Source organism: Citrobacter sp. R4, from assembly GCF_026719175.1.
GTDB lineage: Bacteria > Pseudomonadota > Gammaproteobacteria > Enterobacterales > Enterobacteriaceae > Citrobacter_A > Citrobacter_A sedlakii.
Window position 1 is genome coordinate 295,380 of sequence record NZ_JAPPSU010000004.1, and the last position, 16,030, is coordinate 311,409.

The following is a 16,030-nucleotide window of genomic DNA, read 5'->3' on the forward strand; positions in this document are numbered from 1 at the left end:
TTGCCTCACTTTCGTCGTACTGTTCTTTCATTCGCCAGCCTGCTGGCCTTCGCCTCCCCCGCTTTTGCTGGCAAACTCGCCATCGTGATCGACGATTTCGGCTACCGTCCGCATTATGAAAATCAGGTACTGGCGATGCCAGACGCAATCTCCGTTGCGGTACTGCCTAATGCGCCTCACGCCCGCGAAATGGCGACCAAAGCGCACAACAGCGGTCATGAGGTGTTGATTCACCTGCCGATGGCCCCACTCAGTAAGCAGCCGCTGGAAAAAGACACGCTGCGCCCGGAGATGAGCAGCAATGAGATCGAACGTATTGTGCGCGAGGCGGTCAGCAAAGTTCCCTACGCTGTCGGGCTGAATAACCATATGGGCAGCGCGATGACCTCCAGCCTGTTTGGCATGCAGAAAGTGATGCAGGCGCTGGAACGCTACGATCTCTATTTTCTCGACAGCATGACCATCGGCAATAGCCAGGCCATGCGCGCAGCGTCCGGTACGGGTGTGAAGGTTATCAAGCGCAAAGTGTTTCTCGACGACACGCAAAACGAAGCGGACATTCGCCGCCAGTTTAACCGCGCCGTCGATCTGGCTCGTCGAAACGGGTCTGCGATCGCGATCGGACATCCGCATCCGTCAACGGTGCGTGTGCTCCAACAGATGGTGTATAACCTGCCAGCCGATATCACGCTGGTGCGTCCAAGCACCCTGCTTAACGAACCGCAGGTGGATACTTCGACGCCGAACCTGACCCCGCCGAAAAACAACGACGCGCCGCGTAATCCGTTCCGCGGAGTGAAGGTGTGTAACGCGAAGAAGGCACCCGAACCAGTTTATACCGACCGATTCTTCAGCGTCATAAGCGAGAGCATTCGTCAGAGCACGCTGGTCAGCTGGTACCAGCATCAGTGGCAGGGCTGGGGGAAGGCCCCCAGCAAGGGTGGCGTTAACCCAGGTTAAGGGCTTGACGGGCGGTGCGATGGTGCGAGCGTGTTTTGTCGCGCCAGCGATAAAGTCGTAGAGACCACAGCAGCGCCTGATACGCGACCTTCGCGCTACGCACGTTCATTATCATCCGTTTATACATGCCCGAGGTGAAAATCTCGGCAATCATGCGTTGACGCGTCAATATATCCGGCTCTTTGCGTACAGCATGACACACGCGTAATGCTTCATACGTTATTTGCTGACGAAACTCCGGATAAAGGGTAATTCGGTCGGCATAATCGCGATTCAGCTTTTCCAGTAAGCGAGTGATTTTAATATAATGGCGCTGATAATTAAGGTTTTTATTGCCCTGTCGTTTTAAACGACTAACGGAATTATCATGCAGGAAATACTTATATAATGACTCTTCGGTATAGCGTGCGCGACGGGCATTAAACATAAACTCTGTGGTCCACACGATATCCTGATGATGTAATCCCGGAATAAATCTGATGTTATTTTTTTCAATCACGTCGCGGCGATAAACCCCCATCCATACCACGTGCGTCCAGCGCCGAGAAGACAGCGCCATACGGAGCCAGTCCGGACCCGTTAATACACCTGTTGAGCGAATACGATCGGTGGGAATAGATTGCCAGGTGTCGCCGGAGGAACGTTCGCTCCAGTCCGCATTACATTGCGCGACGTCGAGATTATCTTCCAGCGCCATCGTCATCAGCGTTTCGTACATGTGAGGATAAACCAGATCATCCGCATCGACGAAAGCGATATATTGCCCGGTGGCGGCGGCCATTCCCCGGTTACGCGCGACCGACGCCCCGGCATTGGCCTGATGCAGCAGGCGAACGTGTGGGTAGTTTTCGGCGTAATGCGTTGCTATTTCAACAGAGTTATCCGTTGAACCATCATTAACAATAATTATTTCCAGGGCAGTCCATGTTTGCGCGATGAGTGATTCCATGCAGGCTTTGAAATCATTACCCCCATTATAAAGCGGGATAATGACGCTGAGTCTGTTTGTACTATTCATCATAAATTACCGATTACCTCTGAAGTTACCCGCCTTTGTACAGCCTTAGTGTTAAGAAACAATTAAGGCTGGTGCATACTATTTTTAAACGTTGACGGTAACGGCAGAATAAAGCGTTGGAATGAACAGCAAAATCAGACTAGTGAGTAATTACGTAATATTTATGACAATGACAAAACTTTACAGGATTTCAGATATTGCCGAATAAAAAGGCCGGAAAACCCCGGCCTTTTTACGATTAATCCCAGCTCAGGATGACTTTCCCCGACTGACCTGAACGCATCGCGTCAAAGCCCTTCTGGAAGTCATCAATCGAGAAACGATGGGTGATGACAGGAGAAAGATCCAGACCCGACTGGATCAGCGCCGCCATCTTGTACCAGGTTTCAAACATCTCGCGGCCATAAATGCCTTTGATGAAGAGCCCTTTAAAGATCACTTTCGTCCAGTCGATTGACATGTCAGAGGGCGGGATCCCCAGCATCGCGATGCGACCACCGTGGTTCATGGTATCAAGCATGGTGCGGAACGCCGGCGGCGCGCCAGACATTTCCAGCCCTACATCGAAGCCTTCGGTCATCCCCAACGCTTCCATCACGTCGGTCAGACTCTCCTGCGCCACGTTAACCGCACGGGTAATACCCATCTTACGCGCCAGGTCCAGACGGTATTCGTTAACGTCGGTGATGACGACGTTGCGTGCCCCGACGTGTTTCGCCACCGCTGCCGCCATAATCCCGATAGGACCCGCGCCGGAAACCAGCACATCCTCGCCCACCAGATCGAACGACAGCGCCGTGTGCACCGCATTACCGAACGGGTCAAAGATAGACGCCAGATCGTCAGAAATATTGTCCGGGATCTTGAAGGCGTTGAATGCCGGGATCACCAGATATTCGGCGAAGCAGCCTGGGCGGTTCACGCCCACGCCGGTCGTGTTGCGGCACAGGTGCGTACGGCCACCGCGGCAGTTACGGCAGTGTCCACAGGTAATGTGTCCTTCGCCAGAGACGCGATCGCCAATTTTAAAGCCTTTGACTTCCTGGCCGATGCCGACCACTTCGCCGACGTATTCGTGCCCGACAACCATAGGTACCGGGATGGTTTTTTGCGACCACTCATCCCAGTTGTAGATGTGAACGTCAGTGCCGCAGATGGCTGTTTTACGGATTTTAATCAGCAGATCGTTGTGTCCGACTTCCGGTTCAGGAACGTCGGTCATCCAGATGCCCTCTTCCGCTTTCAGTTTGGATAACGCTTTCATCTTTGATCCTCAGGCAATAACGCCCAGTTGTTTACCTATGCGCGTGAACGCCTCAACCGCGCGCGTGATTTGCTCCGGCGTATGGGCGGCGGACATCTGGGTACGAATGCGCGCCTGGCCTTTCGGCACCACCGGATAGAAGAATCCTGTTACGTAAATACCCTCTTTTTGCAGCTCACGGGCAAATTGTTGCGCCACCACCGCATCGCCCAGCATCACCGGAATGATGGCGTGGTCGGCGCCCGCAAGGGTGAAACCTGCCGCAGACATCTGCTCGCGGAACTGGCGCGCGTTCGCCCACAGGCGGTCGCGCAGCTCGCCGCCGGATTCCACCATCTCCAGTACTTTTATGGAGGCGGCGACAATCGCCGGCGCCAGAGAGTTGGAGAACAGATACGGACGGGAGCGCTGACGCAACCATTCCACCACCTCTTTACGCGCCGCAGTGTAGCCGCCAGACGCGCCGCCGAGCGCTTTGCCCAACGTCCCGGTGATGATGTCCACGCGTCCCATCACGTCGCAATACTCATGGGAGCCACGCCCGTTTTCACCCACGAAGCCCACCGCGTGAGAGTCATCAACCATCACCAGCGCGTCGTATTTATCCGCCAGGTCGCAGACGCCTTTCAGGTTGGCGATCACACCATCCATCGAGAACACGCCGTCGGTAGCGATCAGTACATGACGGGCCCCGGCTTCACGCGCTTCTTTCAGGCGAGCTTCCAGTTCGGCCATATCATTGTTGGCATAGCGGAAGCGTTTCGCTTTACATAAACGCACGCCGTCGATAATAGAGGCGTGGTTCAGGGCGTCGGAGATAATCGCGTCTTCTGCGCCCAGCAGCGTTTCGAACAGGCCGCCGTTGGCGTCGAAGCAGGAGGAGTAGAGGATGGCATCTTCCATTCCCAGGAAGTTTGCCAGCTTTTGCTCAAGGTGCTTGTGGCTGTCCTGGGTACCGCAAATAAAGCGCACCGAGGCCATACCAAACCCGTGAGAATCCATTCCTGCTTTTGCCGCCGCAATCAGTTCAGGGTGGTTAGCCAACCCGAGATAGTTGTTGGCGCAGAAGTTAATGACGTGGCTTCCATCCGCCACAGTGATATCTGCCTGCTGAGCAGACGTGATAATGCGCTCTTCTTTAAACAATCCTTCCGCCCGGGCGGTTTCCAGATCGTTGGTTAACTGTTTGTAAAAATCCCCACGCATTGCGATTCTCCAGACTGGGCAAATTTCAGCACATCTTACCTAACCCTGGACGCTGATACGAGATGACGCATTAGCACTTCTTTAAAATGCAGGATAAATCACGCGTACCCACACGCGTAATCGGTGAATGGCTGAAGCCAGGGCCAGGTAGTGATATGATAGAAGTATTCGTGTCCGAGATAGTCTCTGACTCCATAATTCATAGGTTACAGTTATGATCATCGTTACCGGCGGCGCGGGTTTTATCGGCAGCAACATCGTTAAGGCCCTGAATGATAAAGGCATCACCGATATCCTGGTGGTGGACAACCTGAAAGACGGCACCAAGTTTGTGAACCTGGTGGATCTGAACATTGCCGACTATATGGATAAAGAAGATTTCTTAATCCAGATTATGGCGGGCGAAGAGTTTGGCGAGGTAGAGGCCATTTTCCACGAAGGCGCGTGTTCCTCCACGACCGAGTGGGACGGCAAGTACATGATGGACAATAACTATCAGTACTCCAAAGAGCTGCTGCACTACTGCCTGGAGCGTGAAATTCCGTTCCTGTACGCCTCTTCCGCCGCCACCTACGGCGGACGCACCTCTGATTTCATCGAATCCCGCGAATATGAGCAGCCGCTGAACGTTTACGGCTATTCCAAGTTCCTGTTTGATGAGTACGTACGCCAGATCCTGCCAGAAGCGAACTCCCAGATTGTTGGCTTCCGCTACTTCAACGTTTACGGTCCGCGCGAAGGCCACAAAGGCAGCATGGCGAGCGTGGCGTTCCACCTGAACACCCAGTTGAATAATGGCGAAAGCCCGAAACTGTTTGAAGGCAGCGACGGCTTCAAGCGTGACTTTGTTTACGTGGGCGATGTGGCGGATGTGAACCTGTGGTTCTGGGGAAACGGCGTGTCCGGTATCTATAACCTCGGCACCGGTCGTGCAGAATCTTTCCAGGCCGTGGCTGACGCGACGCTGGCTTTCCATAAAAAAGGCGAGATTGAGTACATCCCGTTCCCGGAAAAACTGAAGGGCCGCTACCAGGCGTTCACCCAGGCGGATCTGACGAATCTGCGCGCTGCGGGCTACGACAAGCCGTTTAAGACCGTTGCCGAAGGCGTAACGGAGTATATGGCCTGGCTGAACCGCGACAGCGATACAAATTCACAAAATCATTCGAGCGGTATCAAGGCGGCAACTAAGTGAATCTCCGGTCACTTACTAAAGTAAGTGACCGGAGTGAACGCAGGCAGCCAACGCAGAGACAGCTTGAAGGATGAAGTGAATGAAAATTTTGGTGATCGGCCCGTCCTGGGTGGGCGACATGATGATGTCGCAAAGTCTCTACCGCACGCTCAAGGCGCGCTATCCCCAGGCGATAATCGACGTGATGGCGCCCGCATGGTGCCGTCCGCTGTTGTCGCGAATGCCGGAAGTGAACGAAGCGATCCCAATGCCACTCGGCCATGGGACGCTGGCGCTCGGCGAACGCCGCAGGCTCGGCCATAGCCTGCGCGAGAAACGCTATGACCGCGCATATGTGCTGCCCAACTCCTTCAAATCAGCCCTTGTGCCCTTCTTTGCGGGCGTACCGCAGCGCACAGGCTGGCGCGGCGAGATGCGTTACGGTCTGCTAAACGACGCGCGTGTGCTGGACAAAGCGGCCTGGCCCTTGATGGTGGAACGCTATGTCGCGCTGGCTTACGACAAGGGCGTAATGCACAGCGCGAAAGATCTGCCGCAGCCGCTGCTGTGGCCGCAGTTGCAGGTGAGCGAAGGTGAAAAATCCCTGACCTGTTGTGAATTTTCGCTTTCAGATGAGCGGCCCATGATCGGCTTTTGCCCTGGCGCGGAATTTGGACCTGCCAAACGCTGGCCACACTATCATTACGCGGAACTGGCGAAACAGCTGATAGACGAAGGCTATCAGGTTGTGCTGTTCGGTTCGGCGAAAGATCACGAAGCCGGGAACGAGATTTTAGCGTCCTTAAACGATGAGCAGCAGGCGTGGTGCCGCAATCTGGCAGGCGACACCCAACTGGAGCAGGCCGTCATTTTGATCGGCGCCTGTAAAGCCGTCGTCAGCAATGACTCCGGGCTGATGCACGTCGCCGCAGCCCTTAACCGCCCGCTGGTTGCCCTCTACGGCCCCAGCAGCCCTGACTTCACGCCGCCGCTTTCACATAAAGCGCGGGTGATTCGCCTGATTACCGGCTATCACAAAGTGCGCAAAGGCGATGCGGCAGAAGGGTACCATCAGAGTCTGATCGACATTACACCAGCGCAGGTGCTGGAAGCCCTGAACGCGCTGTTATTACAAGAGGAAGCCTGACGAATGCGGGTTCTGATCGTCAAAACATCCTCAATGGGTGATGTGTTGCATACCCTTCCGGCGCTCACCGATGCACAACAGGCGATACCGGGTATTCAGTTTGACTGGGTGGTCGAAGAAGGATTCGCGCAGATCCCCTCGTGGCATTCGGCGGTAAACCGCGTCATTCCCGTTGCGATTCGTCGCTGGCGTAAAGCCTGGTTTTCCGCGTCGGTTAAAGCGGAGCGTAACGCTTTCCGCGAGGCGGTACAGGCAGAACGCTATGATGCCGTTATCGACGCCCAGGGATTGGTTAAAAGCGCTGCGCTGGTGACTCGCCTCGCACATGGCGTAAAGCATGGTATGGACTGGCAGAGCGCACGCGAGCCGCTGGCCGCTCTGTTTTATCATCGCCGCCATCACATTGCCAGGCAGCAGCATGCCGTAGAGCGTACCCGCGAACTGTTCGCAAAAAGCCTGAATTATTCCAAACCATCCTCGCAAGGCGATTATGCTATCGCGCGGCATTTCCTGACATCTGAACAGGATACTGCGCAACCCTACGCGGTATTTTTGCACGCAACCACACGCGATGATAAACACTGGCCGGAAGCAAACTGGCGAGCGCTAATTGGTTTGTTGGCTGACAACGAAATCAGCATCAAATTGCCTTGGGGCGCGCCTCATGAAGAAGCACGGGCGAGAAGACTTGCCGAAGGGTTCGCTCACGTTGAGGTCTTACCGAGGATGAGTCTGGAAGAAGTTGCGCGCGTACTGGCAGGCGCAAAATATGTGGTTTCCGTCGATACGGGGCTTAGCCACCTGACGGCGGCGCTCGATCGACCGAATATTACGCTGTATGGCCCAACGGATCCGGGGTTAATTGGGGGGTACGGGAAAAACCAGATAGCGTGTCGTTCACCCGAAAATAATTTAGCCAAGCTTGATGCCCACACCGTTCTGAACGGAATATCATCATTATTCTAAAGGTACATGAATGTTAGCCTTGAACTCTTTACATTCCTGGCAAACCGGTGCCAGGAAGATGTCCACAGTGCTGGAGTTGACTACCTGGTTACTTTGCTTCGTCACCCTTGTCGTCGCGCTGTTCAATAATAATTTGAGTATGAAGCTGTATAATATTACGGCGATTCTCGGTCTGCTGGCGCTTATTTTACGCGGCAAGCCGGAAAGTTATTCGCCGCGATACTGGCTGTTACCCCTTTCTGTTCTGCTTATCGGCGTCATCGACGTCAGCTGGTATTCCGCCTTTAAAGTAGATAATTCACCCTTTCGGGCGACGTACCATAGTTATTTGAATACGGCGAAAATCTTTATCTTTGGGGCCTTTCTCATACTGTTGGCGCTGACCTCGAAAATAAAGATGAATAAAGAGTGGCCGCTGTATATTCTGTATTTGCTGTCGTTTTTCATTGCCGGTTATGGCTACTATGTAAAAACCACAACCGGTATCTCCCGTCTGGATTTTGGTATTGGTACGGCAACAGGCGCAGCATATTCGATCATGTTTGTCGGCATCGTCAGCGCGATATCAATACTGTATACCCAGCGCAAGCACCCGGTGCTGTTTCTGCTTAACGCAGCTGCCGTGTTCTTTGCGCTTGCCCTCACCCAGACGCGTTCAGCGCTGCTTATTTTTCCGGTGATATGCGCGCTGGCACTGGTGGCGGGCTATCTTAAGACCCCCAAAAAATTGTTCTTTTCGGTGATTGGTTTTTTGGTTGCCTTCGTTGTCCTTGTTGCGGTCTTTAGCAAGCCGATTTATAGCCGCTACCATGAAGCGGTTGCGGACCTGGCGCAATATAACAATGGCAACAGTGTCAGTTCGCTTGGCGCACGCCTGGCGATGTATGAGATTGGTTTTGATATTTTCAAAGAATCACCGCTTGCCGCACGCTCGGCAGATGTTCGGGCGCAGCGTATGGAAGAGCTGGCGAATGCGCATCCTTATCTTCGCGGGGCTTTAGAATTTTCCAACGTTCACTTGCACAATGAGCTGGTTGAAGCGGCCTCGCTGAAAGGTATTGCCGGGATTCTATCGACTTTGCTGTTTTACGCCGCGCTGTTTTATACGGTGTACTATCACCGCTCTTTAGGGCTGTTTGCCCTGACGTTAGCGATTATTGGCACGGGAATGAGCGATGTGATTCTCTGGTCACGCAGTATCCCGATCATTTTGATCACGGCTGTCGCACTGATGCTGCTTATCAAGAAAAATCGCCCGCCAGAAAGACGTGTTCAGCAGTGATTCCTTTCACGCCATCCAAAGCGGGCATCCGCTCACTTTGGATGGCGGTCAAATAACGCGTCCACTGAATCAATCAATACATCGGAACGGATATCTTTCACCGTACAGGTGGGAGAGACTACCTGCAATGCGTTGCAATTATTCGGCGCCCAGATTAGGTGCGAGGGATAAGCGTCGTGTCGCGCGTTGGGGTAGAGCGCGAGCGTAGGGATCTGATAAGCCGAAGCAATATGAACCAGCGCGGTGTCCACAGAAATAACGTACTGGCTGAATTTTGTCAGGGCAACGGTATAAATAAACGCGTTAAACGGCAGCGTTTCAATGTCCGGTATCGCAATAGAGCGCACATCTTGCGGCAGGCCGGTAAAAATCACCCGAAACTCAGGATGCCGTTCACGAATACGGGAATAGATCGTTGCAATCTGCTCCGCTGTTAAACGGCAGATTTTCTTCGCGCCCAGAGCATTAATTATAATAATCTTTGTATCGCCGATGAAATTCACGACCGCGTTTTCGACCTCTGCGGTGAGCGGCAGATCATAACTAACATCGAACGAATTATCGGTATCGGGATAAAAATAACGCAGTATTTCACTCGCCCGCGTACACATATGCGCAGCGAGTTTTTCGTCATGCGGATGATACACGGTGTAGTAACGCTTATACCATTTATCAAAGCCAAGAACATGCGAGCGCCTGACGCCAGATAAGAGTAACGCATGAGTAAAAGAAGGCATTGTTTCGAAAGGATCGAGAACGATATCGAAAGACGCCTGCTTCAGCTGCTTACGTAGGGCCAGTACATCGCTGATTTTAGATGAGGTTTTGATAAAGAAACGATGTATCTTGTTATTACCCGCGAGAAAGTCTTTTCCTGCGGCGGTCGTTAAGATAGAGAGCTTAACGCCACGAGTGGTCAGTTCCCGGTAAAGCGAACTCAGGACAATTAAATCGCCTAACTTGTTGTTGTCATGAATAAGCAAACATGACCGGATTGCTGGCGCGTTGATTTTTGGCGTTGTATTTTGGGGAAAGAAGAAAGATAAAGCGTTAATTTTGATTTTATTAAAAAAATATCTTTTTTTCTTATGGAAAGCACCTAAGCCCATGCTAATTACCACATTACAATAAAAAACAGGATTGAAATTAGCCTACATAAGAATCCGCATGATCGTGCAGTCCAAGCGTTTTTTTCAATACGCTTTTCTTAGGCGCAAGGGTAGCGACATCAGCAGGTCTGATAAAAGGAATGATGTCGTAGCCGATCGCCGTGTCGTCAGAGAGGTTGTAAATCTGAAAGTCTGGCACTTGTGCACGCATGAATTTGAAGAAGGGCAAGATTTTGACCAGATCCTTGCTGAGCTCTGACGGCATCGGGTTATTGCTTTCGTCATAAAAACGCGCGCAACTGCCGGTAATGTCCAGCCCGGAACAGATAGTGTTATCGTACCCCAGCGAATATGCTATTTGCATTGCGGTATACGCCACGGTATGGCATGAACAATAGCCGAAGCTGATATCCTTACTAAAGCCAACCAGCCTTCCGCGCTTAGAGACAGGGACGTTGATCAACAGTTTCTTGTTCCATCGAGACAGCGTTTCCAGCTTCAACTTCTTGAAAAGTCCGCCTTTTTCACGCTTATAAAACGCGCGCAAAATGAAGCAATGAGCGCGCATGTAGCACTTGTCTTCTTCCGATGCGGCCTCATAAACGTCCATATTGACGAAGGTAAATTTACTGCCGCGGCTGAACTTATAAAAGTCCTCACGCCGTTGCAGCAGAAAGCGTGCGTCTGTTAAGACATAAATGAAAGGGGTAATACCATTACTGAGCAAGTATTCCGCCGCGCCGTTAACGGTGATGACATCATTGTTGCGTAAAAGAGACAGTGGCGTCCCTCGGGACGTAGGACCCGACAAGAAAATGATAACGTTTTCAGATGTTCTGCTTTCAGTAAGCTGCTGAACACCGGCGCGAGTTAAAAACTTAACATTACTCATATAAAACCTGTATGTTAATCATGCAACTTAAATCACGATGAATCTTTGAGGTAAGTGTTCATAGCTTATCTTTAGCGAGGGTAATCGAAATAGAGTACTGAACCTGCTCATAAAATATACAACGCCATTTTTGCATTTAGACCTGCCAATTGCAATATCCGGGATATCACAGTCAAACTTAGCGCACACTTTTGCCTTTCAGACGACGCAAAAAATTACGCCATTTTTTCTTGTAGACCAAAAGATAGTAACCCAGATCTTTGCTCGTGTTTTCAATGCCATAATGACGTTCTAAATCGATTCTGTCTTTAGCCATCCGTTGACGAGAGGGTCTTTTTCCGGACAGGTCAATGATCCTTATCTCACCATCCTGTAATATAAAGTTACCCTTATGCGGGTCGCCTGAGACCATACCATGTTGGTGAAGTCCCTCGATCGAATGCTTAATCTTGCTCTTTATGTCAGAAGAGATGTCAGACATGTCGGCCAGTTCCACACCTTCGATGTACTCAATAATCATGATATAGGTGTGGACATAACGCAGCGTTTTCACTTCTGCCAACAGATAAAAATCATTTAACGCATCATACCCTTCCTGGCGAACACGATCCGTCTGGTAGAAAAGTTTTTCGTAGTAGTCCCCTTTCACCAGCGATTTGAAAAATCGCTCAGTGTTTTTTACTTTAGGGTGAAAAATCTTCAGAATATATTTACCATGCTCGGTATCGATCAATACGACCTTGGTATCTTCAATACTACGAAAGACTTTTAATACGCTAAGATTGTGGTTAAGAAAATCAGTGAAAATATCGATGTATTTTTGCCCGTCTTGTTTAACGAATACAGTATAATTTTTTATTTTTGTTTCAGTAATCATAATTGTGGGAAATTTATTTCGCTAAAATTTTTCGATAGAGATAGGCGGCGCCTGCGATTATTCCTTGTAAATAATGCTTCTGAACCAGAAGGTGTTTATATCTTTTTTTGTACTCCACCATGGTTTTTGCATTTTTAGCCGGGACAGTCTGCCATGGTGATTTAACCTGCGCAGTGGTGAAATAAATAACAGAAGGATACTTTGCCCAAGCATGCCAGGGTTTAGTTGCCCCGGTATAATGAATCAATTTTGTATTATTTGTAATGACGTTTAAATAATTCAGATGTGTTTTATCTTTCAATTCACTTTTAATGGTATAAATAGTATTGTATTCGCGTGGTAAAAAGACCACTTTATCAATTAGCAGGATATTTAACACATCCTGATCGGGATATTTGAAAAATGGAGATTGACCTTCTTCTCCGGTTAACAATGAAAGCGCGTGTTCTGTTAAACACTGCGCCGTCCACTGCTGGAGATTGACTAACACAACACCAGAGTTAAAGTAGCGCCCCTGTAGATGATAAGCGGGTAAGCGCTCATCAACTTTTGCCTGGATAGAATCAACATCTTTAACAACCGCAGCAATTTTATCTGTCAGATCTATCGCTAAAAGCGCCTCAAGCGATCCTTTGCAGACAACATCGGCATCAAGATAGAGTAATCTATCCATTTTTTGACGAAGATAATTAAATGCAAACAGGCGAAAATACATTGCCCTGGACCAGACCTTTGTTCTTGGCAAAACTTCAAGGCAGCTCACGTTAATGGTGTAAAGCGAAATTTTAACGTGATACTGATTCGCAAGTAAGGCAATTTTTTCAATGAAACTCTGGACATAACGATCGCAGATAATATGAAATTCGACATTTATTTTATTATGCAGGAGAACAGAAGAAATGGAGACACCCACGCCATCAAGATAATTCTCATCAATGCCATAAGAGATATGTAACGTTTCATCGCAGTCATTTAAGCGTTCATCAAAAACTTTAAACTCTGTTATCTCTATTTCAGGAAATGAGTTCACTGCATCACCTATAGTTATATTTATTTAACAAGCTTACTTTTAAAGTAATATAAATAATCCATCACACCAGCAACGTACTTTTTCTGGTTAAACATGTGCTTTGCTGCATAGCGCAACTGATGGCTATTTTTAGGTTTTAGCAAGTCAACACTAGACCAGGGTGACAGCTTTTTCGCATTCAAAAAGCTTTGAGCAACAGGATAATTTCCCCACTGATGCCATGGTTTTGTCGGACCGATATAATGTATAAACACGGTGCTTTCATTGACAGGGTTTAACACCCTTTCCTTTAATTCATAGTTAATGCTGAACTGGGTATTGAACTTTTTATCCACAAAACGCGCCTTGTCCACCAGCAGCATATTGAGTACATCCTGATCCAGGTGCGTTATGCGCTGAACAACATCCGGATCGCGCAACATTTCAATGGCTTTACGCGAGATATCTTCCTGCGCCCAGCGAGGAATATTGATAAGTAAGAAGCCTGCATTGAAATAACCGGACACCAGACCCGGCGTTGCCAGACTGACCGAACGTTTCGTCCACCATTCGGTTTCTCCTTCGGCAACAACTGCTGCAATTTCGTGCTCGGTAAAATGCAGATCAATCAGTTCCTGAATGCTTCCTTTACAGGCAATATCCGCATCCAGGTACAGCACCTTATCGGTTTTACCCGCAAAGCGATCGGCGATGATAAATCGAAAGTATGTCGCGTAGGACCAGTTTTTTGTGCTGGGTAATGATTTGAGTTGCTCGCAATCCACTAAATGGACAGCGATCCGAGTAGAATATTGTTCAGCCAGCGCATGAAAACGCGCACGATCGTCATCGCTGAAAAAATCTGTGAAGACATGAAATGCCAGCGGTATTTCTGGGTTAGCGATCAGAATAGAAGCAATGGATACGCCACAGCCAAACAGAAAGTTCTTGTCGATGCCATAGGCAATGTTAAAACATTCAACATCACTATGCTCTGTATAATTATAATCTAAAGTCTGCTGAATGACTTTTTCGTCAAAGTACTTTGTCGTCATAGTGATCACTTATTATTTTTGGAAGATATTATGCTTTCTAAATTTTCAAAATAGACATCATTATAGAATTTTTCAATAGTCGCTGGAATCAGATTATTATTATATTTTATTTTGCCAGAAATAATATTGTTCAAATGATTAATATATTGTGTGATAACCCCGGGTGAGTACAGCTCGCCATTAATTCCCGACTGTATCATATCCCGCGGACCTGACATACAGTCAGAACTGATACAAGGGATACCATACGACATGGCCTCAAGGATTGCCATACCGAATCCTTCAAAGGATGAAGTTAAAAGAAGCGCTGAAACATTTTGAATTTTATTATTTACCACATCCCACGGAGAACCCTGCCATCCATGCCAGGTAATACGTTCGCCAATCCCCAAGTCCTGCCCGTACTTTTGACATTTCTCAAAATCAGAACCATCGCCAATCACATGTAGTCGCCAATCCCCTTCCGCTCGAGACAGCCCATCGAGCAAGTCCTTGATTCTTTTTTGCCCTTCGAACTTCATGCGCCCAACGTAAAGGAATACCGCAGGCTGACCCGGCTCAGGTGGATAAACGATAGTCGATTTTCTTGATACCGGATTAAAAATAACGCTGATTCGACTTTGCTCTATACCACGCGCTATCATCTGCTCTTTAATCCCGGAGCTTATTGCCAGATGGTAATCTGCCTGGGTGATACACTCAGCATGTTTTTTATGATCAAGCGAAAAATGTGGCCAGGAAAAAAGGGTAAAATCCACACCCGATTTTTTTCGCGCTTTACTGGCATAAAGACAAGATAACACGTCAATACAAATCACAACATCAGGCCGTGTTTCTTTTAGCCACTGGCTAAATGCATTAATATGCTTTGCGCGACGCAAAAAACCGAGTCGGGTGTTTGAGAAAGAGCATGAATAGTTGATATTATTCAACCATGCTTTATCCATTTTGTCATTTCGACAAAAGAAAAACATATCGCACGTATGCCCGAAGGGTTTTTCTTGTAAGTGGTTAATGACATCCCGGATAACCGTTTCCATGCCACCAAAACCTGAAACAGCTTCACCAATAAATGCTACTTTCATAAATTTCCAGATTAACTGTCACTATTGAATGTGATTAATTTACAACGCCTGGAAGTCTTCAATAACTTTTTCAATCATACGGTCAGGGCTGTAAGAATAGAGGACTTCTGGTGACAACGGTGCAATCGAAGACTGTAAAAACCATTCAAAATCATCCCACGAGTGATATCCAGGAACAAAAAAACGAGCCCTTGAAAATACCTCTGAATCCAGCACGCTGAGATTATTTGTAATTATTTTTTTATTAAAATATAGTGCTTCGAGAACCCGAAGTGTCCAACCCGACTGGTTTTGCTGAGTAATATCCACAATGATATCTGAAGCAAGAGCATGCGCTAAATTTTCTTTATAAGATAATGGTTCGTCGATCAGAAATCCAGAGTCATCATTCGTTTCATAGTCTTTAACCACATTAAAATCTAATTGCAGATTAAAGGATGCAAGTTTGTCTGCCAATTTAATTATTTCCGGCAGCCTTTTTTTATCTCTACCTAAAAAAAAGCATACAGGTTTTTTTGTTTTCTTATTCGCCAAAACATATTTATCAATTTCTTTCAAACCAACAGGAAAAAATTGGCCAATGTATTTTAATTTGTCATTAAAGTGACCGCGATTTTCAAAATCATAAATAATATCAAAAGCATGACTCCACTCCTTCAAAAAAGGAATGCTTACGGTATTCCTTAATAATAGCACCTTTCGACAATTCAAATTTTTGAGAATATAAGGAGTCAGGCCTTTATTTATTACGCTATCATTAAAGACAGCAACATCCGTTGGCTTTAAATCTGCAATGCTTTTATGAATAAATTTTTTACCAAGCCAATCAGGTTGAATACCAATTTTTGTTAATTTCTTACCCCACCAGGCATATCGTGATGGGACATCAATATTTGTAACCGGGTAATGTTTATGTAAATAGCTAATCATGTGAGTCTCATAATCAGCTTTCCAGTTTATAAAATATATTTTCATTTGCTGTTAAC

Annotated in this window: 15 protein-coding genes; 5 read left to right on the top strand and 10 right to left on the bottom strand. The window is 48.2% G+C overall.

From position 1 onward, the window contains the following. Entirely contained in the window at positions 1 to 960 is a 960-nt protein-coding gene (locus OOJ60_RS12010) for a divergent polysaccharide deacetylase family protein (protein WP_205612619.1), read from the top strand. Here the strand turns inward: OOJ60_RS12010 and OOJ60_RS12015 are convergent. The 3 genes from OOJ60_RS12015 to kbl form a co-directional block, all read right to left on the bottom strand. After that, a complete protein-coding gene (locus OOJ60_RS12015; protein ID WP_205612620.1) occupies positions 947 to 1,981 on the bottom strand; it encodes a glycosyltransferase in 1,035 nt (344 codons plus the stop codon). The two genes, OOJ60_RS12010 and OOJ60_RS12015, sit on opposite strands and share 14 nt — an antisense overlap. Before the next feature lie 235 nt (positions 1,982 to 2,216). After that, positions 2,217 to 3,242: an L-threonine 3-dehydrogenase gene (tdh, locus tag OOJ60_RS12020; RefSeq protein ID WP_042286991.1), complete on the bottom strand. Its 1,026-nt coding sequence runs from the start codon at positions 3,240 to 3,242 to the stop codon at positions 2,217 to 2,219. 9 nt (positions 3,243 to 3,251) lie between these two features. After that, positions 3,252 to 4,448 carry a glycine C-acetyltransferase gene (kbl, locus tag OOJ60_RS12025; RefSeq protein WP_042286993.1) on the bottom strand — a complete coding sequence of 399 codons (1,197 nt, stop codon included), beginning with the start codon at positions 4,446 to 4,448 and terminating at the stop codon, positions 3,252 to 3,254. Positions 4,449 to 4,662: 214 nt separating this feature from the next. Here kbl and rfaD point away from each other — a divergent pair, with 214 nt between their 5' ends. The 4 genes from rfaD to OOJ60_RS12045 all read left to right on the top strand — a co-directional run bounded on the left by rfaD (position 4,663) and on the right by OOJ60_RS12045 (position 9,017). Next, positions 4,663 to 5,643, top strand: a complete 981-nt coding sequence (rfaD, locus tag OOJ60_RS12030) for an ADP-glyceromanno-heptose 6-epimerase (RefSeq protein WP_042286996.1) — start codon at positions 4,663 to 4,665, stop codon at positions 5,641 to 5,643. Positions 5,644 to 5,722: 79 nt separating this feature from the next. Further along, positions 5,723 to 6,769 (top strand): ADP-heptose--LPS heptosyltransferase RfaF, encoded by a 1,047-nt coding sequence (gene rfaF / locus OOJ60_RS12035; protein WP_042286999.1) that lies wholly within the window; start codon positions 5,723 to 5,725, stop codon positions 6,767 to 6,769. 3 nt (positions 6,770 to 6,772) lie between these two features. Next, positions 6,773 to 7,735, top strand: a complete 963-nt coding sequence (gene rfaC, locus OOJ60_RS12040; protein WP_042287002.1) for a lipopolysaccharide heptosyltransferase RfaC — start codon at positions 6,773 to 6,775, stop codon at positions 7,733 to 7,735. A gap of 10 nt (positions 7,736 to 7,745) precedes the next feature. Next, a complete protein-coding gene (locus tag OOJ60_RS12045) occupies positions 7,746 to 9,017 on the top strand; it encodes an O-antigen ligase family protein (protein ID WP_042287005.1) in 1,272 nt (423 codons plus the stop codon). 32 nt (positions 9,018 to 9,049) lie between these two features. On the opposite strand, the gene OOJ60_RS12050 is transcribed toward OOJ60_RS12045, so the two are convergent. The 7 genes from OOJ60_RS12050 to OOJ60_RS12080 all read right to left on the bottom strand — a co-directional run bounded on the left by OOJ60_RS12050 (position 9,050) and on the right by OOJ60_RS12080 (position 16,019). Continuing rightward, a complete protein-coding gene (locus OOJ60_RS12050) occupies positions 9,050 to 10,126 on the bottom strand; it encodes a glycosyltransferase family 9 protein (protein WP_042287009.1) in 1,077 nt (358 codons plus the stop codon). Between the two features lie 37 nt (positions 10,127 to 10,163). Continuing rightward, entirely contained in the window at positions 10,164 to 11,018 is an 855-nt protein-coding gene (gene waaZ / locus OOJ60_RS12055; RefSeq protein WP_042287014.1) for a 3-deoxy-D-manno-oct-2-ulosonate III transferase WaaZ, read from the bottom strand. A gap of 178 nt (positions 11,019 to 11,196) precedes the next feature. Continuing rightward, the gene (gene rfaY / locus OOJ60_RS12060; RefSeq protein ID WP_042287017.1) at positions 11,197 to 11,895 is read right to left on the bottom strand and encodes a lipopolysaccharide core heptose(II) kinase RfaY; all 699 of its coding nucleotides are present in this window, start codon (positions 11,893 to 11,895) and stop codon (positions 11,197 to 11,199) included. A 13-nt stretch (positions 11,896 to 11,908) separates the two neighbouring features. Further along, complete coding sequence (locus OOJ60_RS12065) at positions 11,909 to 12,925, bottom strand: glycosyltransferase family 8 protein (RefSeq protein ID WP_042287021.1); 1,017 nt, start codon at positions 12,923 to 12,925, stop codon at positions 11,909 to 11,911. Between the two features lie 20 nt (positions 12,926 to 12,945). After that, positions 12,946 to 13,959, bottom strand: a complete 1,014-nt coding sequence (gene waaO / locus OOJ60_RS12070; protein ID WP_042287024.1) for a lipopolysaccharide 3-alpha-galactosyltransferase — start codon at positions 13,957 to 13,959, stop codon at positions 12,946 to 12,948. A 5-nt stretch (positions 13,960 to 13,964) separates the two neighbouring features. Further along, positions 13,965 to 15,044: a lipopolysaccharide 1,6-galactosyltransferase gene (gene waaB, locus OOJ60_RS12075; protein ID WP_205612621.1), complete on the bottom strand. Its 1,080-nt coding sequence runs from the start codon at positions 15,042 to 15,044 to the stop codon at positions 13,965 to 13,967. Between the two features lie 39 nt (positions 15,045 to 15,083). Next, complete coding sequence (locus OOJ60_RS12080) at positions 15,084 to 16,019, bottom strand: lipopolysaccharide biosynthesis protein (RefSeq protein WP_205612622.1); 936 nt, start codon at positions 16,017 to 16,019, stop codon at positions 15,084 to 15,086. Positions 16,020 to 16,030: the final 11 nt, after the last annotated feature.